Source organism: Shewanella goraebulensis (assembly GCF_030252245.1).
GTDB classification, from domain to species: domain Bacteria; phylum Pseudomonadota; class Gammaproteobacteria; order Enterobacterales; family Shewanellaceae; genus Shewanella; species Shewanella goraebulensis.
On record NZ_CP126972.1, the window covers coordinates 1517387 to 1535083 of the forward strand.

Annotated in this window: 18 protein-coding genes; 15 read left to right on the top strand and 3 right to left on the bottom strand. The window is 39.2% G+C overall.

The genetic code is table 11. From position 1 onward, the window contains the following. Positions 1 to 67 precede the first annotated feature (67 nt). Both QPX86_RS06350 and oxyR read left to right on the top strand, forming a co-directional pair. Positions 68 to 433, top strand: coding sequence for an Hpt domain-containing protein (locus QPX86_RS06350; RefSeq protein WP_220751670.1), 366 nt, complete (start codon positions 68 to 70; stop codon positions 431 to 433). A 154-nt stretch (positions 434 to 587) separates the two neighbouring features. Further along, a complete protein-coding gene (oxyR, locus tag QPX86_RS06355) occupies positions 588 to 1496 on the top strand; it encodes a hydrogen peroxide-inducible genes transcriptional activator OxyR (RefSeq protein WP_220751672.1) in 909 nt (302 codons plus the stop codon). A gap of 244 nt (positions 1497 to 1740) precedes the next feature. Here oxyR and QPX86_RS06360 read toward each other — a convergent pair whose 3' ends face one another. After that, entirely contained in the window at positions 1741 to 2826 is a 1086-nt protein-coding gene (locus QPX86_RS06360) for an adenylate/guanylate cyclase domain-containing protein (RefSeq protein WP_259651191.1), read from the bottom strand. Positions 2827 to 2947: 121 nt separating this feature from the next. Further along, positions 2948 to 3616: a DNA mismatch repair endonuclease MutH gene (mutH, locus tag QPX86_RS06365; RefSeq protein WP_259651192.1), complete on the bottom strand. Its 669-nt coding sequence runs from the start codon at positions 3614 to 3616 to the stop codon at positions 2948 to 2950. 728 nt (positions 3617 to 4344) lie between these two features. Here mutH and rppH point away from each other — a divergent pair. The 9 genes from rppH to QPX86_RS20665 all read left to right on the top strand — a co-directional run bounded on the left by rppH (position 4345) and on the right by QPX86_RS20665 (position 12991). Next, positions 4345 to 4863 carry an RNA pyrophosphohydrolase gene (gene rppH / locus QPX86_RS06370; protein WP_153915343.1) on the top strand — a complete coding sequence of 173 codons (519 nt, stop codon included), beginning with the start codon at positions 4345 to 4347 and terminating at the stop codon, positions 4861 to 4863. Positions 4864 to 4888: 25 nt separating this feature from the next. After that, positions 4889 to 7123 (top strand): phosphoenolpyruvate--protein phosphotransferase, encoded by a 2235-nt coding sequence (gene ptsP / locus QPX86_RS06375; protein WP_285164665.1) that lies wholly within the window; start codon positions 4889 to 4891, stop codon positions 7121 to 7123. 33 nt (positions 7124 to 7156) lie between these two features. Beyond that, positions 7157 to 7960 (top strand): sulfite exporter TauE/SafE family protein, encoded by an 804-nt coding sequence (locus QPX86_RS06380; protein WP_285164666.1) that lies wholly within the window; start codon positions 7157 to 7159, stop codon positions 7958 to 7960. 177 nt (positions 7961 to 8137) lie between these two features. Continuing rightward, positions 8138 to 8989 carry a thymidylate synthase gene (locus QPX86_RS06385; RefSeq protein WP_220751680.1) on the top strand — a complete coding sequence of 284 codons (852 nt, stop codon included), beginning with the start codon at positions 8138 to 8140 and terminating at the stop codon, positions 8987 to 8989. 695 nt (positions 8990 to 9684) lie between these two features. Continuing rightward, positions 9685 to 10857, top strand: a complete 1173-nt coding sequence (gene nhaA, locus QPX86_RS06390; RefSeq protein ID WP_220753609.1) for a Na+/H+ antiporter NhaA — start codon at positions 9685 to 9687, stop codon at positions 10855 to 10857. 62 nt (positions 10858 to 10919) lie between these two features. Further along, complete coding sequence (locus QPX86_RS06395) at positions 10920 to 11261, top strand: hypothetical protein (RefSeq protein WP_374758489.1); 342 nt, start codon at positions 10920 to 10922, stop codon at positions 11259 to 11261. Between the two features lie 27 nt (positions 11262 to 11288). Continuing rightward, positions 11289 to 12221, top strand: coding sequence for a transcriptional activator NhaR (nhaR, locus tag QPX86_RS06400; protein WP_220753607.1), 933 nt, complete (start codon positions 11289 to 11291; stop codon positions 12219 to 12221). Between the two features lie 31 nt (positions 12222 to 12252). Continuing rightward, complete coding sequence (locus QPX86_RS06405) at positions 12253 to 12501, top strand: FAD assembly factor SdhE (RefSeq protein ID WP_220753606.1); 249 nt, start codon at positions 12253 to 12255, stop codon at positions 12499 to 12501. Positions 12502 to 12577: 76 nt separating this feature from the next. After that, a complete protein-coding gene (locus QPX86_RS20665; RefSeq protein WP_326521682.1) occupies positions 12578 to 12991 on the top strand; it encodes a protein YgfX in 414 nt (137 codons plus the stop codon). A 110-nt stretch (positions 12992 to 13101) separates the two neighbouring features. Here the strand turns inward: QPX86_RS20665 and nadB are convergent, their stop codons facing one another. Then, positions 13102 to 14715, bottom strand: a complete 1614-nt coding sequence (gene nadB / locus QPX86_RS06415; RefSeq protein ID WP_220753605.1) for an L-aspartate oxidase — start codon at positions 14713 to 14715, stop codon at positions 13102 to 13104. A gap of 224 nt (positions 14716 to 14939) precedes the next feature. On the opposite strand from nadB, the gene rpoE reads away from it, so the two are divergent. From rpoE to QPX86_RS06435, 4 genes are all read left to right on the top strand, one after another. Next, positions 14940 to 15518, top strand: a complete 579-nt coding sequence (gene rpoE, locus QPX86_RS06420; protein ID WP_102529698.1) for an RNA polymerase sigma factor RpoE — start codon at positions 14940 to 14942, stop codon at positions 15516 to 15518. Positions 15519 to 15543: 25 nt separating this feature from the next. After that, positions 15544 to 16173 carry a sigma-E factor negative regulatory protein gene (locus tag QPX86_RS06425; protein ID WP_220753604.1) on the top strand — a complete coding sequence of 210 codons (630 nt, stop codon included), beginning with the start codon at positions 15544 to 15546 and terminating at the stop codon, positions 16171 to 16173. Positions 16174 to 16185: 12 nt separating this feature from the next. Beyond that, positions 16186 to 17142 (top strand): MucB/RseB C-terminal domain-containing protein, encoded by a 957-nt coding sequence (locus QPX86_RS06430; protein ID WP_220753603.1) that lies wholly within the window; start codon positions 16186 to 16188, stop codon positions 17140 to 17142. A 62-nt stretch (positions 17143 to 17204) separates the two neighbouring features. Beyond that, a complete protein-coding gene (locus QPX86_RS06435) occupies positions 17205 to 17672 on the top strand; it encodes a SoxR reducing system RseC family protein (RefSeq protein WP_285165142.1) in 468 nt (155 codons plus the stop codon). Positions 17673 to 17697: the final 25 nt, after the last annotated feature.

The following is a 17697-nucleotide window of genomic DNA, read 5'->3' on the forward strand; positions in this document are numbered from 1 at the left end:
GCATAGGCAATTATTGCGAGTATTATTAATTCCAATTTAACAGTAATGATTAGAAAGAGGTGCCACAATGGCCACAGTTCAGCTAGAGTCTATCTTAGATCTCAATACTTTAGAGCAATATTGTAGTGCTATTGGTGCAGGTACTTTATTAAAAAGCGTCGTATTATTCGAGCAGTTAATGCCTGAATATGTGGGTAGCTTAGTAAAAGCGAACGAAGTAAATGATAAAGATACTTTATGCGCAGAAGCACACAAGTTTAAAGGTGCTGCCGGTTCTGTTGGTTTAAAGCGTATTCAACAATTTGCTCAACTATTACAGCACGGTGAAGAACCAAGTTGGGAAACTGAGCATAACTCTTGGTTAGCAGAGATTGTTAAGCATGCGAGCACAGACTTACAACAGTTAAAAGAATTTCTTGAAGCTAAAGCGTAAACGCTTTAATTGTATTAAAAGTCCCGTAAGGGACTTTTTTTTGGTCTTTTTTTAATTATTGTTTAATTTGAGCCTTGGATCATGTACTGGAGATTGTTATTTCAACTTACTTAATTCATTATTTAAATGAAATCTTAATACGGTAATCGATTAAATGAAAAACCTGCCGAGTCTTAAAAACCTGTTTTATCTGGTCAACTTGCACCAAGAACAAAACTTTAATCGCGCTGCGAAGTCTTGCTTTGTTAGTCAATCCACCTTATCAAGTGGAATACAGAATCTTGAAGAACAATTAGGTTATCAGCTTATTGAACGAGATCATAAATCGTTCATGTTCACTGCTATTGGTGAGGAAGTTGTTGAAAGAGCGAGAAAATTACTTACTGATGTAGATGATCTGGTTGAGTTGGTTAAAAACCAAGGTGAACCAATGACAGGTGAAATACGTCTTGGTTGTATTCCTACCATTGCACCATTTCTATTAAGTAGGGTCGTTAAGCAATGCCAACTTGATTACCCTCAATTGAGTCTGCTATTAAAAGAAGATACCACTGACAGCTTATTGGATTCACTTGGAAAAGGTGAATTGGATTTGCTTATACTCGCTTTACCCGTGGACACAACGGGTTTCCACAGTATGAAAGTGGGTATAGATCCATTTAAAATGGTAGTTCATGAAGAGCTTTCTGGCGGAATTGTGAACCCGATTGATTACCAACAAATGCCGGATGAAAGTATTTTTTTACTGCAAAGTGAGCATTGTATTACTGGCCATGCAATTACGGCTTGCCAATTAGGTAATAGTGCTAAAATCAACCCTTTTGCCGCCACGAGTTTACATACGCTAGTACAGATGGTGGATAGTAAATTAGGGACGACCTTTTTACCGCAAATGGCCATTGATGCTGGTATATTAAATGATACTGAACTCAATATTATGAATCCACCGGGTGAAGCACCATACCGAGATATTGGCTTAGTTTGGCGTCAGACGACTAGCCGAATCAGCACCTTTAGAACATTAGGCTTAATGCTTGAATCGATTCTGAGTGATAAAAAGTAGTAAAGCAATTAACGGTGGCATGGATGTAAAGTAACAGGTGAAAAACACTGAAACTATTGATTCATAAATGCTGTTTAAAGCCTTGAAACTCTGTTTCAAGGCTTTTTTAATGGCAAGTTCTTGTTTGTGAGCTTTGCTAGCATAGGAAAAAAGATGCTAGCTTTTGTTAATAATTGATATGGGAGTTCACTAGCCCATACGGCTTTATATAAAGCGGTAAGTATATGTGGGACTAGACTTTTAATTAACCTAGCGGCGGTACTTTTTTAGGCGTAACGCCGTATACTTCAATTTCGTGCTGTTTTCCTTTTAACTTCATAGCACCAAGATCTGCCAAATCGAACTGACTACCTTGTCTTTCTAGGCGGTGTGCAACCTCACCTGAGATCAACATACGTTGTCCCAATGGATTACATTGATCTTGAAGCCTTGCTAGGGTATTTATCACATCACTGAAGAAACTAATTTCTTGTTTTTGGACACCAACGACAGCTGCAACAACTTGCCCACAATGAGCAGCGGCTTTGAATTTAGGTACAAAGCCATAGTGCTCTTCAAAATAAGGGCGATGCCAATTGAGTTGCTGACTGAATTCATAATAGATATTCATGCAGCGATCTTCCTTAATCCCTTCCTCCAAAGGCCAATGGATTAAGACTGCATCTCCCATATAACGATAAATTTCAGCATCATTATTCGTTACAGTGTCAGCTAGCATACTAAAGCTATCTTGGATCAAGCGGCTGAATCGGTAATCGCCTAATGTCTCAGCATGGGACGTTGATGACACCATATCAACAAATAAGAATAGTCTGTGTTCGTAGCGAGGTTGGTGATATTTACCTAGGCCAATGTTAAGTAAGACACGAGGGCCAACTAGTAATGCCATTTGTTCAACAAATGCGAGTCCAACTCTGACGGCGACTAAATAAATCACTAAAGCTTGAAAAGAGGGACTATATAATATGTGCGCTGTGAGCATTTGCCTTAAAGTGACTAGATGATTCTCAATAGCCCACATATTTAAAAATTGAGTGACATAGGCAAGTGTCATAGCACCAAGTAATAAAAATAGACCTTTGAATATGACGGAGAATATATAGGGGAGTCGGCTGATAGCACTAAAATCAGCAATAAGGTTAGACATCCAGTGCAAACAACCAAAAACAAAGCCCATAAAAATCGCTAGCGTTGCTAGATCTGATTTTCCAATGGCCCATTGAGGTAGTTCAGGAGCTTGTGAATATCGAAAAAATACAAATGCTCCCATGGCTGCACACCATGCGATGATAGCAAAAAGTAATTTTCTCGTCTGGCGACGTGCTTTCACTGGTTTATATCTAATCCGTTGATATTTGAAGACAGGCTAGTTTATAGAAAATTCCCATACTTGTCATAGTGGTATTTTAATTAGTTTTGATTTCGCATTTGTATGTTGTGTAAATGTAACCCTAATTGAAGGCGTTTGTTAGTATTTGGTGGGTAAAGTTGATCTTTAAATAGAAACCGCGAGGGTTAGACAGTTTTACTGATCCATCTTCAGCAATAGATTCGGTTAGAGCTTTGCTGTTTGCAGCTTTGGGCCTTAATTGTAAAACTTCACCATGTCGAGCTGTTACCTTATCTACTTTACCTATTGCGATAAACTCCATTATCTCTTCCCAGTCTTGTTGCAATGCATTAGTCTCAGCAGCATTGGGTTGCCATAAAACAGGTGAACCAATTCTTCTCTCTTTAACAGGAATTCTTCTGTCTCCTTCGATAGGTATCCAAAGAACCCGACTTAGTTTGTGACAGACTAGGCTCTTTTCCCATGTCAAACCTTGAATATTGGTCAACGGAGCAACTGTTACGTAAGTGGTTTCAATAGGGCGTCCGTTAGCATCAATAGGAATCGTTTTTAGCTCTACACCTAAATGCAAAAAATCTTGTTGAGGTTTTGAACCCGCAGTTGCACCTAACTCCATTTCTATTAGTTGACCAATCCACCCTTTATCTCTTTTTAGATTATCCGGGACTGTGACTTGATGCTCCATTGCAATATCGCCCAAGGTTACTCCTGCCATATCATTGGCTCTTTGCATTAATTCTTCAATGGAGTTGGGCTGGCTATTCATCATAAAGTGTCTAGTGGTTTATATAATAATGGAAACGAAAGTGTACTTGGTTATTGATTTATACGCAGCTTTTGTTATTGCCTAAAAAACACACAAAGTATTTTCTTGGAGTTATTCACCGGGATAAATTTTATTAATTTTATGAAAATTAACAGCTTTTTGATTAATTGGTTAATAATATTTACCTTTAAGAAAAGTTACTCTCGTTTTGCTCTCGTCTTTCGCACACACTTATCCACAGATTTGATGAATAACTTTATAAAAGTAATGCTTAGCGGATATAAAATTGTTCGTCAATGGCTATAAATCGCTTTATTTTAATATTTTTAAAATATTTTTCTTGTTTTTTGTGTATAACTTAAAACCTAAACGAAACCATAAATCACAAAAATGATGGCTGTATAAAAAGTAACCGTGTTAATGGTTTTCAAATTTGCACATTACTTGATTAATATCTATTGTATTGATTATAAAGGTTTTTATGTGGTTAATGTAAGCGTGTAAAAATTAGGTTTAAGCTGTTTTATCTGTTCTGATAATAGTTATTTTAGAGTTTCGAACAGAGATATCCACAGATTTTGTGGATAATGTGGATGACTTGAGTTTTCTTCTGTTGATAAAAGACTAAAACTTAATGTTTTATCCAAGGTAGTGCCTTAAATCCTTGTTTGCCCGTAGGCAAGCTTTGTGAAACAATCTAGTCATTAATTTGTAGTGTAATTGGAGTCCATGTGATTGATAGCGACGGCTTTCGCGCAAATGTGGGCATTATTATCTGTAACAAATATGGTCAAGTAATGTGGGCCAGACGGTTTGGGCAACATTCATGGCAATTTCCTCAAGGTGGCGTAGATGATGGTGAAAGCCCAGAACAAGCTATGTATCGAGAATTGTATGAAGAAGTGGGTCTGAAACCTGAAAATGTGCAAATTTTAACGTCAACACGTTCATGGTTAAGATATCGTTTACCTAAAAGACTGATCAGACAGGAAAGCAAACCTGTGTGTATCGGACAAAAACAAAAGTGGTACTTATTACAGCTAAAAGATAGCGATGACAGTATTAATTTAAACTCTTGCGGCCATCCAGAGTTTGATGACTGGCGTTGGGTGAGTTATTGGTATCCTGTTAGGCAGGTTGTTTCATTTAAGCGAGATGTTTATCGAAAAGTAATGAAAGAATTTGCATTTACCACATTGGCATTTCAAGGGCGTGAGCCAAGCCGAAAAAGAGGTAGACACCGTAATTAACTCGTTTTTATAGAGGGCAGGGAAAGTGTTAAACACGCTCAGGGATATAACCCAGGCTGTTGCAGGAGCAAGCAGCCTTGACTCAGCATTAAATGTGTTAGTATCGCAAACAAAGTTAGCGATGCAAACACAATGCTGCTCAATCTATATTCTTGAGCAACAGCACCTTGTTCTTTCGGCGTCAAATGGCCTAGCGAGTGCTGCAATTAATAACGTCAAGATGCCTTTGACTGAAGGCTTAGTTGGGTTAGCTGCTGAAAAGGAAGAAGCAGTTAATCTTGCAGATGCAAAATCACATCCCCGTTTTAAGTTTTTCCCCGAAGTTGAAGAAGAGGAGTATCGCGCTTTTCTTGCGGTGCCGATCATTTTTCAAAAGCAAGTTGTGGGCGTTATTGTGGTTCAGCAACCACAGCCGAGACAATTCAGTGAGAACGAAGAAGCCTTTTTAATGACGCTTGCTGCACAACTTGCAGTCGTTGTTCGTAGCTTAAAAAATAAAGCGGCAATTAGTAATGTTCAGCAACAAGTGGTTTTTAAAGGGACAAGCGCATCTAAGGGCATTGCTATTGCTGACGCGTTTGTTTTAGGCGGTGAGATAGCATTAGTTCAAGAAGAACGCCAATGCAATGATATCGATGAAGAAATTGTTAGATTAAAAACGGCTATGCAAAGGTGTAGTGATGTTATTAGCACTTTATCGCAACGGTTTGATCGTGAAAAAGTCGATGACATTGCCTCTATTTTTTCTGCCTTACAATTACTGTTAAATGAAGCCAGTCTAGGTGGTGAATACTTACGAGAAGTCGAACAAGGTTGGCTTTCTGAATCCGCTGTAAGTCGTGTATCGATGCGTTATATCGAGCAGTTTATGGCAATGGAAGATCCATATCTTAAAGAGCGTGCGAGTGACATCCGTGAATTAGGCCAAAAAGTTCTTAGGCAACTTATCGAGCCAGATAAATTAGATTTAGCCCCTGTAAAACCAGTTATTTTAGTTGCTAAAGAAGTTGATGCAACTCTACTCGCTGAATTCCCGCGAGGAAAGCTAGCTGGTATTGTGACTGAACTGGGGGGCGTTAATGCACACGCTGCCATTCTTGCTAGGGCATTGGGGGTTCCTGCAATAGTGGGGGTAGATCAGGTTCTAGCTGCTAACATTGATGATAAGAAATTAGTGTTAAATGCCAACAATGGTCAGCTGTTGGTTGATCCTTCAGATGCAGTGCTTCACGAATATAATACGTTAATATCAGAAAGTCAGGCACAGCAACGTCAGTTTTCTGCTGAACTGTCATTACCTGCTCAAACCATCGATGGTCACCGTATCCAGTTGTACCTTAATGCTGGGTTATTAAGTGGTTTGAGTACCGATATGGCAGAAGGTGCTGATGGTATTGGTCTTTATCGAACAGAAATACCTTTTATGTTACATCAGCGCTTTCCTAGTGAAATAGAACAGGTCCATGTTTATAAGCAAGTTTTATCTGCTGCGCGCGATAGACCTGTCGTTATGCGTACATTAGATGTGGGCGGCGATAAACCACTACCTTATTTCCCTATTAACGAAGACAACCCGTTTCTAGGATGGCGTGGAATACGGTTATCGTTAGATCATCCTGAATTATTCTTAATGCAATTAAGGGCGATGCTCACGGCGAACGCGGATTCAGCTCAGCTACAAATCTTACTGCCTATGGTGAGTAACCTTGATGAGATTGATCGCACTCTTTTGTATTTAGACCAAGCTTATAATGAACTCATTGAAGAATTAAATCGAAACATTCCAAAGCCAAAAATTGGTGTGATGTTAGAAGTCCCTTCGCTGTTATTTCAGTTAGAAGATGTCGCTAAACGGGTTGATTTTGTGTCAGTGGGAAGTAACGATTTAACTCAGTATTTACTGGCTGTCGATAGAAACAACCCTAGTGTTAGTCCTTTGTTTGATAGTTTTCATCCAGGGGTGTTGAGAGCGTTAAAATGGACCATTACCGATTGTAATCGCTATCAGTTAGATGCCAGTATTTGTGGTGAATTGGCGGGTGAGCCGATGGGAGCATTATTGCTAGTTGCCATGGGATACCAAAAACTAAGTATGAACCAAGGTAGCATTGCTCGAATCAATTATCTGCTAAGACGGATAGACAAGCAATCTCTTGAGAGATTGTTAGATAAAGCACTGACACTGTCAAATGGTGAACAAGTTCGCCACTTATTAAATGAATACCTTAATAAACACGATTTAATATCAATTTTGCATTAAGGTCGTAAATCTACGCACGGATAAGGTTGTACTGTGGATAATATTTTACTGGTTTTTTCTATTTGCTTAATGCTTGGTGCTTTTGTTGGCTTTATAGCTGGGCTTTTAGGGATTGGCGGCGGATTAATCATTGTTCCAGCTCTCATATATTTATTGCCGTGGGTTGGAGTGGAATCTACACAAATAACCCATGTAGCGATTGCGACTTCTCTTGCTTCAATCATTCTTACTTCATTTTCTTCAGCATCTGCGCACCACAAGCGGGGTAATGTACCTTGGGAGTTATTTAAGCCCATGTTGCCAGGTATCCTCATTGGTGCGTTGGCATCGGGTTTCATTTCAGAAAAAATTGCATCAGATCATTTACAACAAGCCTTTGCGGCCTTTGTGGTGTTAATGGCAATTCAAATGGCATTTCCTTTTAAGCCCAAAGCGAATGAACAAATTCCAGGTTTTGTGGTTTTATTGGGAGTTTCTACTTTAATTGCAATTATTGCAGGGCTTATGGGGATTGGTGGAGGAGTCTTACTAGTGCCGTTTTTAACTTTTTGTGGTTTACAGATGAAACAAGCTGTTGGCTTCGCATCGGTGACAGGTTGTTTGATTGCTATTTCAGGGACCATTGGTTACGTCATTGCAGGGTTAAACGCGACCGATTTACCTGACGGCACAATTGGTTTTATTTATTTGCCAGCACTTGCAGGCATTATTGTAAGCTCCATGCTCATGGCGCCATTGGGCGTTAAAGCTGCTAGCAGTTGGCCAACGCCAGTTTTAAGACGTGCATTTGCTGCACTCCTCATGATTGTCGGTTTGAAAATGGCCCTATCTGTATAATATTTTTTTGGTATCATGACAGCTAGAACTTCAACCTGAATGCTAACATCTGGTTTTAAACGGTGATTTAGCATAGTTTTACCATCGCCCGAACACATCTTATTGACTTGCAATGACTGAAAGAGCACTTATTAAACAGTGTTAGTGAGTTGAAACTTATAATAATAGGAATGAATAATGCGCCAGTATTTAGATCTTTGTCAGAACATCGTCGATAACGGTCATTGGATTGAAAATGAACGAACTGGCAAACGTTGTTTAACCGTGATTAATGCTGATTTGCAGTATGACGTAAAAAATAACCAATTTCCTATCATTACTACGCGTAAAAGTTACTGGAAATCCGCTATTGCTGAGCTAATTGGCTACATAAGAGGATATGATAATGCCGCTGATTTTCGTGCTTTAGGAACGAAGACTTGGGACATGAACTCAAATGATAATCAAAGCTGGTTAGCTAACCCACATCGTAAAGGTGTTGATGATATGGGGCGTGTATATGGTGTTCAAGGCCGTCGTTGGCAGAAAACATCTGGTGGAACTGTCGATCAGTTAGCAAAAATAGTGGATAACTTATCAAAAGGCGTTGATGACCGTGGTGAAATCATTACTTTTTATAATCCTGGTGAATTTGACATGGGCTGTTTACGCCCGTGTATGCACACTCATACCTTTTCTTTACTAGGTGACACACTGTATTTGACCAGTTACCAGCGTTCTTGCGATGTTCCTTTAGGCCTTAATTTTAATCAAATTCAAGTGTATACCTTCCTTGCTTTGATGGCTCAGATCACGGGTAATAAACCTGGTTTGGCTTATCATAAAATTATTAATGCTCATATTTATGAAGATCAATTAGATTTGATGAAGAATGAACAGCTCACTCGCGAGCCATTTCCTTCTCCGCAATTAAAAATCAATCCAGATATTAAAAGTCTTAAAGATTTGGAAACTTGGGTCACTATGGATGACTTTGAAGTGGTGGGTTATCAGCACCATGAAGCTATAAAATACCCTTTTTCAGTTTAACTGATTGAGATAATTTGATTCTGTGGTTTGAAACGATAACTCTGCATGTTCGAGACTAAAACAGCAAGTTAACATTAGCTAATGGGTTATGTATAAATAGCTCATTAGTTACTCTATTTATATCAACACTAATTAGGCTAATTCCTTCTTAAATAACACCCAATCTCTTTCATCAATTCGTAAAAAGTAGCCCACAATACATTTTTAATTCAAGTGTAACTATTAAAAGATTTACCTTGAATATTTTAAGCAGATCTCTCATCGTTTATTCCGTAATTGAACGATAAAAATGTCTTAACCATTTATTCAGTTTCCTTAATATTTATGCAGTTTATACTTGCTACGATTACCTGACGATTAAAATTTTGAACAGTTATAAATGAGATAAATAATCTTGTACTAAAAACAAACTAGCGTATTGTTAGTTTATCGCTAAATAAATTAGTTAATCGTATTATATTTCACCAGAAGTTTGTTTATTGTTCGATTAAATAAATATGCGCTTATTTGTATTTTATGTGCAAACTTCTGCACAAATGTAGATCTACGTCTCAATCTAACTGTTTTGCGTGATCGGACTCGCTTTAGCTTGATTGATACATCGGAAAAACCGAGGTTTTAGAGCGAAACTAACGATTATGATTGTTTGAAAAATTCAGATAGTATTAATCTAATTGTTTTTTTTGGAGTAAAATATGGAACGTGCAATTAAGAATTTCTTAAGTCAAGAATCTGCAGGGGGTATCATTTTGATGATCTCTGTAGCACTGGCTATGTTAATGGCAAATTCGCCATTAGCAGGTTTATACAGTGGTTTTCTTGATACAGAAGTCCAAGTACGTGTGGGTACATTAGATATTGATAAGCCATTATTATTATGGATTAACGATGGACTGATGGCTCTTTTCTTCTTACTTATTGGTTTAGAAGTAAAACGTGAATTATTAGAAGGCGCACTATCGAGTGTTGCCAAAGCATCATTACCTACCTTTGCTGCCGTTGGTGGTATGGTATTCCCTGCTTTATTTTATCTAGCATTCAACTACTCAGACCCTGTTACACAGGTTGGGTGGGCTATTCCTGCTGCAACTGATATAGCATTTGCATTAGGTATTATGGCATTGCTCGGTAGCCGTGTGCCTGTAGCACTTAAAGTGTTCTTATTGGCACTAGCAATTATGGACGACTTAGGTGTTATTGTGATTATCGCTCTGTTCTACAGTGCTGATTTATCAATAACGAGTTTAATCGTTGCGGCAATATCTATTACATTAATGGTTGTGTTAAACCGCAAAGGTGTGAGCTCTTTAATTCCTTATGGTTTACTCGGTGTGATCCTGTGGGTCGCAGTACTAAAATCAGGTGTGCACGCTACATTAGCTGGTGTAATTATCGCATTCTGTATACCTTTACGCGCTAAAGATGGCTCTTCGCCTTCAGAGCATTTAGAGCATAGTTTGCACCCTTGGAGCACATTCTTCATATTACCAGTGTTCGCATTCGCTAACGCAGGTCTATCGTTATCAGGAATGAGCATCACTTCTTTAGCTGAGCCTGTAACAATCGGTATTATCTTAGGTCTACTTCTTGGTAAGCCTGTAGGTGTATTACTGTTTAGCTTTGTTGCAGTAAAACTGAAGTTAGCTGAATTACCTCCTGGTATTGGCTGGAACCAGATTATTCCGGTATCAATTATGTGTGGTATTGGTTTTACTATGTCAGTGTTTATTTCTTCACTCGCATTTGAAACTGCACCTGAACAAATAGGTGACTTTGCCCGCTTAGGTATTCTTATGGGCTCAATGCTCGCCGCAATTATTGGTTATGTATGGCTTAATAAAGTACTTCCTAAAGCTGAAGCAAAGTAAAGCTGGAGCAATAAATGAAACCAAAACTGTTAATGTTAGCCCTAACAATGGGGTTGGTAAGTATGCCAGCCCTAGCGACTTCTTTTAATGTTTGTCAATCAAACGTTGAATCAAGTGAATGTAAGAGTTACTTAGATGGCATTGTAGATGGCGCATTGATGTATCACACCGATGCGTCAGGCAATCGCCTAGAGGAAGCCGAAGGGTATGAGTCTCGTGCACTTAAGTATCGTGCAGGTAAGCGCTATCAAGAGGCTAATCGCAGTTTTTGTGCTGACAGAAGTCCACATAAAGATGAAATCGTTTTAGCTATTCAAGAGCAAACAGTAGCTAAAAATGTTAATAATCTGGATGAACTATCAATATTAATAGATAGCTTGTTGGACTGTCAGCGATTAAAATAAATCATCTTTCTTAGCTGGTTTATATGAATGCAACATTTAAATTATAACCATCTATATTATTTTTGGATGGTTAGAAAAAAAGGTTCGGTGGCTAAGGCCGCCGAAGCTTTATGCCTCGCTCCTCAAACTATTACTGGTCAAATCCGCGCTTTAGAAGAACGACTTCACGGTAGTTTATTTAAACGTGTCGGTCGATCGCTTGAGCCCACCGAGCTTGGCGAGTTAGTTTTTCGTTATACTGATAAAATGTTCAGCCTCAGTTATGAGATGTTAGATTTATTAGCCTATCAAAAAGATGAATCCATTTTATTTGAAGTCGGTTTTGCTGCTGCGTTATCAAAAGCATTAGCCAGTCGCGTATTGTTAACGGTCATACCCAATGATGGTTCAATGCATTTGAGTTGCTATGAATCTACTCATGAAAACTTAATACAACGTCTTCGCGAACATAAGTTAGATATGATTCTGTCTGATTCTGCAGGTGAATCGCTTAAATACCCTGAAATTTTATCTAAAAAACTCGGTGAATGTGGCATTAGCTTTTTTGCAGCTTCTAAACCCTCGTTAGATTTTCCCGCTTGTTTAGAGCAAGAAAAGCTGTTGATACCAGGTAAGCGAACCTCTCTTGGGCAGCAATTACACCGATGGTTTGCTGAGAAAAATCTCGAAGTCAGTATTTTAGGTGAGTTTGACGATGCAGCGATGATGAAAGCGTTTGGGTTATTCAAACGTGGTATTTTTGTTGCTCCATCAATTTATCGACATGATATACTCTCTCAAGGTATGGTTTTAATTGGTGAAACTGACGATATTAAAGAAGAATATCATGTCATGTTCGCTGAAAGGATGATTCAACATCCGGCAGTGCAGCGGTTACTTGAAACTGATTTTACTGACTTGTTTGCTGGTGTGGATCCTGAGATACAAGATGTAGAACATCGTAGTTCACATCAAAGATAAAATATCCTTAGAAGATGTTAGGAGAATAGCGTTGGAATTAATGAATATTGCCAGAGTTCGCTGGGCTTGTCGTAGAGGAATGCTAGAGTTAGATGTCCTTTTTCAGCCGTTTGTAGATGCACATTACGAAGCGCTTTCTGATACTGATAAGCAAACTTTTATCGATTTACTAGCCTGTGAAGATCCTGAATTGTTTGCATGGTTTATGGGGCATGAAGTGTGTCCAAATAACGCGATGCGTGAAATGGTAAATACGGTTCGTGGTCGACCTCAACCTTAATTTATTTATTCTTAATAGGGTTTCCCAATACCTAATCTGCTTGATGTCATATCAAGTTCAAAGTGGCGCTTAACGTATGCATGTCAGTTTAAGTGCCTCTTTTAATCAATTTCTTTCCCATATCGTTCTTATCTGTTTGTGCTTAACAAGCTTTTTGTTGTGGCCTCAAGTTAACGCCCTCGCTTTAACAATACTTTATTGGTTGGTGATAATTGCTGTGGTTACTTTCTTTAGCTGGCATTTAATTAAGCTTAAACATTGGCACTATGATATCTACTTGAGTGATATCTATGAGGGGAAGCTTAATCAACAGTTGTTTTGTTTTTGGCGTGAGCCCATAGTGACTGTTTTTGCTTGTATGATGTTTATTGAGCTAGATTCAACATCCGATAAGAAGAAAAAGGTATTACTGATAGTATGGAGTGATATGTTATCTGATAAGGATTATCGTCAACTTTGTCGATTACTGATTAAGCTTAAAAATCAATAATCATAAATCTTGTAATGTTTCAATTTTACCTTTTATAAAACTGATACCGTTAAAATATCTGATTTAAACAGTATCAGTCAGTGTACTTATCTAGGTTTGCTTTTAACAAATCACCTTTCCGATTGTAAAATTGTTGGCTGTGGATTGTCCAGTTGCTCTGGATAATCGGCATTATAATGTAAGCCTCGACTTTCTTTACGTTCCATCGCGCATCGAATGATAAGCTCAGCAACTTGAACTAAATTTCTTAACTCTAATAAGTTGTTACTGACGCGGAAATTACTGTAATACTCTTGAATTTCCTGCTGGAGCATAGCGCAGCGACGCAGTGCACGCTCTAAGCGCTTATCGGTCCTTACAATGCCTACGTAATCCCACATGAATAACCTCAATTCATGCCAGTTATGGGCAATGACAACTTCTTCATCGGAATTACTCACCTGACTTTCATCCCAATGAGGAACTTGGCCTGGTGTTGGGATTTTTGAAAGTAAACTTTCAATATCTTGCGCAGCAGCGCGGGCAAAAACAAGACACTCTAATAATGAATTACTGGCAAGACGGTTTGCCCCATGAAGCCCAGTGTAAGCAACTTCCCCAATAGCGTATAAGCCATTAATATCAGTTTGACCATGTAAATCCGTCATTACGCCACCACAAGTATAGTGGGCTGCAGGTACTACTGGGATCGGGTCGGTGGTGATATCAATACCAAACTCTAGACAGCGTTGATGAATGGTTGGAAAATGTTTTATCACGAAATCGGCAGGTTTATGGCTGATATCAAGATATAAACAATCAGCACCTAAACGTTTCATTTCGTAATCTATTGCTCGAGCTACAATGTCACGTGGAGCAAGCTCTGCACGTTCATCAAACTCTGGCATAAATCGAGTGCCGTCAGGGCGCTTAAGATAGGCGCCTTCGCCGCGTAATGCCTCTGTTAATAGATAATTTCGCGCATCTGCATGGTATAAACAGGTTGGGTGGAATTGATTAAATTCCATATTCGCGACGCGACATCCTGCGCGCCAAGCCATGGCGATACCATCTCCACTGGCAATATCAGGATTAGAAGTATATTGATAGACTTTGGAACTACCACCTGTTGCGATTGCAACAAATTTTGCGGTGACGGTTTCTACGTGTTCGGCATCACGATTCCAAACATATGCACCCACGACTCGATTTCCCGGTCTATTGAGTTTGCGAGTGGTGATTAGATCAATCGCATTATAACGCTCTAGTACTTGAATGTTTGGGTGAGCTAGGGCTTGGTCTTGTAAAGTCGTTTGTACTGCTTTACCTGTGGCATCAGCAGAATGTAAAATGCGGCGATGACTATGACCACCTTCTCGAGTGAGGTGATAAGGTGCGTTACTTTGGTCACCATCTGCTGTTTCTTCTTTATCGAAGGCCACACCGCATTCAATCAACCATTTCATAGACGCTTTGGCATTTTCAGCTGTATAAGTCACGACTTCTTTGTCGCAAAGTCCCGCACCAGCGATAAGTGTATCGCTTACGTGAGACTCAATAGTGTCTGATTCATCGAAAACAGAGGCTATTCCGCCTTGGGCATAATAGGTTGAGCCTTCTGCTAAAGGGCCTTTAGATAAAAGAATAACTTTAGACTTTTCAGCTAGATGGAGTGCTAGGGTTAACCCTGCAGCACCACTACCAATAACCAAAATATCAGATTGGTGTTCAACTGCTTGTTTCATAAGGTATCATGGGTGACTTAATATGGTTTCTCAATGGTAAAACAAAACCGCTTTTTTGGGTACTGAGACATCGCTATTAAGCGATATTTAGCCATTAATTATAAAAAATTAAATTTTTTTCATTCAATATCGAACTTTTTCAAAGCATACGAGTCTACTTTATTGTGAATATGATTCGAGCGACTGAGAAATCAGTATTATAGATTTAGGAGTAGTCGGCTCGGATGAGTGGACAAATAAGTGATCAACAGTTAGTTGAACGTGTACAACGTGGTGACAAAAACGCATTTAATCTGTTAGTTCAGAAGTACCAAAATAAAGTAATGAGCTTGATCTCACGTTACATTAGAAATCAAGCTGACATCGCCGATGTAGCACAAGAAGCGTTTATAAAAGCTTATCGTGCATTACCTAATTTTCGTGGTGAAAGTGCGTTTTACACATGGTTGTACCGAATTGCAGTAAACACTGCAAAAAACCATTTGGTTTCTCAAAGCAGAAAAACACCGGCTAACAGTGTTGATGCAGAAGAAGCTGAATACTACGAAGGTAGCGATGCGTTAAAAGAATTTGCATCTCCAGAACGTTTAGTTTTGTCAGATGAAATTAACAAGGTGATTTTTGAAACCTTAGAAACGTTGCCAGAAGAATTGAAGATAGCAATATCATTGCGTGAACTTGACGGTATGAGTTACGAAGATATTGCCAATATCATGGATTGTCCTGTTGGAACGGTAAGATCGAGAATCTTCCGAGCTAGGGAATCAATCGATAAGAAACTCCAGCCTTTGCTGGAACAGTAATAGTCTTAATTGACACAGGTGAAAAATGCTTAAATCAGGTCAAGAATGGGTTTCATCAGCAGTTGATGGCGAAGTTGATGCTAAGACATTAGCGGAACTATCAGCAGACGAAGGCTCACATAAGCAGTGGCAAAACTATCATATGATTGGTGATGCTATGCGTGGTGAATTACCGCAGACAATTGATTTAGATCTAACTGCAAACATTGCAGCTGCCATTGAGTTAGAGCCAGCGATAATGGCGCCTCAAACAGAAACAGTATCAACTCATGATACTGCGACTGCAGCGGCTAATACTGACACCACACAAACCAAGAAAGATAATGTTGTGCCTTTCTTTAAGCAATTTGGCCAATACGCTATTGCTGCTACTGTTGCTATGGTTGCAATCGTTGGTGTGCAAAACTATGGTCAAGAGCAAGACGCTGAATCGCCATTACCTGTACTAAATACTCGTCCATTAGTGGGTACGGCTTCACCTGTGAGTTTGCAAACTGGTGCAGTTCAAAACCAATCTAACGTTAACAATGACAATGTTGTTGAGCAGCGCCGTAGAATTAATTCTTATATTCAAGACCATATGCTACAACAAAGGTTGAATTCAGGTGTAGTTGTGCAGCACAATGACGGTATTGATAACAACGTTAATAATTAATTCGGAGTTAGCTTGCGTCTAATCCTGTTAGCCCTTGTTGTATTGGCATTTCCTACTTTTGCCAATAGTAATACTGAAAGTATTGCCGAAGAAGAAATGTCTGCAAAAGCTTGGCTTGAAAGTATGAGCCAAGCGCTACAAACCAAACAGTACAAATCCTCTATTATTCAACTTCAAGCGGACCATATTCGTCCTCTTGTTTACCTGCACGGTACTGTGAACAACAAAGAAGTCGCTTTCTTAGAATATCTCAATGGCCCGCCTAAAAATGCCGTAAGAGTTGCAGATACAGTGACTTTTATTGAGCATGATCAACCCGCTTACAGTATTACTGCGCCGCGCATTCAAGGTGTTTGGCCTACTATTTTTGCAACCGATTTGAGCTCTTTAGAAGAGGGATATCAGTTTATATTAGGTGGCCGTAGCCGTATTGCTGGGCGTCCAGGGCAAATGATCCGCATAATGCCAGTCGACGATAACCGCTTTATGTCACAAGTGTGGATTGATATGGATACGCGCCTTCCATTGCGCTATGACATGATTAATCAAGACAAGCAACTCATCGAACAAATGATGGTTATTGAGCTATTAGAGTTGAATGAGCCTGCAAAGATTCTGGTCGAAGCTGAAAAGCAAGGTTTGCCACCGGTTATGAACCCAGCTGAGCGAATTAAAGGTCAGAACTGGGAATTTAGTTGGCTGCCTGCTGGTTTTCATATGGTCGTTAAAGACCACCATCGTTTAATAGGTAGCGATGAGTCTGTTGAATACATTGCACTGAGTGATGGATTAGTTAATATTTCTGTCTATGTTGCACGAATGGGTGATAGCCCAATGCCTGATGAACTTATTACTCGTAATGGCTTATCTATGATTGTTGAACAAGTTGGCAATGTAGAAGTGGTTGCTGTGGGTAAAGTGCCAGCTGAAACTTTAAATCGTATTGCTAAAAGCCTTATCTTAAAGTAAACCCAACCATGTCGGAACCTTCCTCGCACAAGCCTGAACAACAGCCAGCATTGAGTAAATCAATGCTGGAGGAAGTTGCGACTGTTACAGCTTACAACCCAGATGGCTGGGTTACGGTCGAAATTGAACTTAAGAGTGCCTGTAATCATTGTTCAAGTAGTGATAATTGCGGAACTTCCACTGTGGCGAAAGCTTTTTCAGTAAAACGTCAGCGATTTTCATTAATGAGTGAAAAGCCATGTGAAGTTGGCGACTTGCTCAAGCTCGCTTTACCTGAAAGTGTCATTATTAAAGCTGCTATGTTGGTTTATATTGTGCCTTTAATTGGACTATTTGCTGGAGCTGCTTTGGGTTTATGGCTTGGCGACTTGTTAAGCGTTAACGCTGATTACACTTCAATGATATTTGCTTGTATTGGTGGGGTTAGTGCTTGGTTTGCCGGAAAACGACAAGCTGCCAAATTAGAAAAGTCTTCAACACCGATAATAACAGCTTATTTAGGTCAAGCTGTGAGTTTGCATCGCGGCTAAAACGCTAAAATCTTCCATATAAACC

Bases quoted from the DNA above. Each gene is read 5' to 3' on its own strand.
- QPX86_RS06350 (WP_220751670.1), top strand. From the start codon at position 68: ATGGCCACAGTTCAGCTAGAGTCTATCTTAGATCTCAATACTTTAGAG.
- oxyR (WP_220751672.1), top strand. From the start codon at position 588: ATGAAAAACCTGCCGAGTCTTAAAAACCTGTTTTATCTGGTCAACTTG.
- mutH (WP_259651192.1), bottom strand. From the start codon at position 3,616: ATGATGAATAGCCAGCCCAACTCCATTGAAGAATTAATGCAAAGAGCC.
- QPX86_RS06385 (WP_220751680.1), top strand. From the start codon at position 8,138: ATGCGCCAGTATTTAGATCTTTGTCAGAACATCGTCGATAACGGTCAT.
- nhaA (WP_220753609.1), top strand. From the start codon at position 9,685: ATGGAACGTGCAATTAAGAATTTCTTAAGTCAAGAATCTGCAGGGGGT.
- QPX86_RS06395 (WP_374758489.1), top strand. From the start codon at position 10,920: ATGCCAGCCCTAGCGACTTCTTTTAATGTTTGTCAATCAAACGTTGAA.
- nhaR (WP_220753607.1), top strand. From the start codon at position 11,289: ATGCAACATTTAAATTATAACCATCTATATTATTTTTGGATGGTTAGA.
- QPX86_RS20665 (WP_326521682.1), top strand. From the start codon at position 12,578: ATGCATGTCAGTTTAAGTGCCTCTTTTAATCAATTTCTTTCCCATATC.
- nadB (WP_220753605.1), bottom strand. From the start codon at position 14,715: ATGAAACAAGCAGTTGAACACCAATCTGATATTTTGGTTATTGGTAGT.
- rpoE (WP_102529698.1), top strand. From the start codon at position 14,940: ATGAGTGGACAAATAAGTGATCAACAGTTAGTTGAACGTGTACAACGT.
- QPX86_RS06425 (WP_220753604.1), top strand. From the start codon at position 15,544: ATGCTTAAATCAGGTCAAGAATGGGTTTCATCAGCAGTTGATGGCGAA.
- QPX86_RS06435 (WP_285165142.1), top strand. From the start codon at position 17,205: ATGCTGGAGGAAGTTGCGACTGTTACAGCTTACAACCCAGATGGCTGG.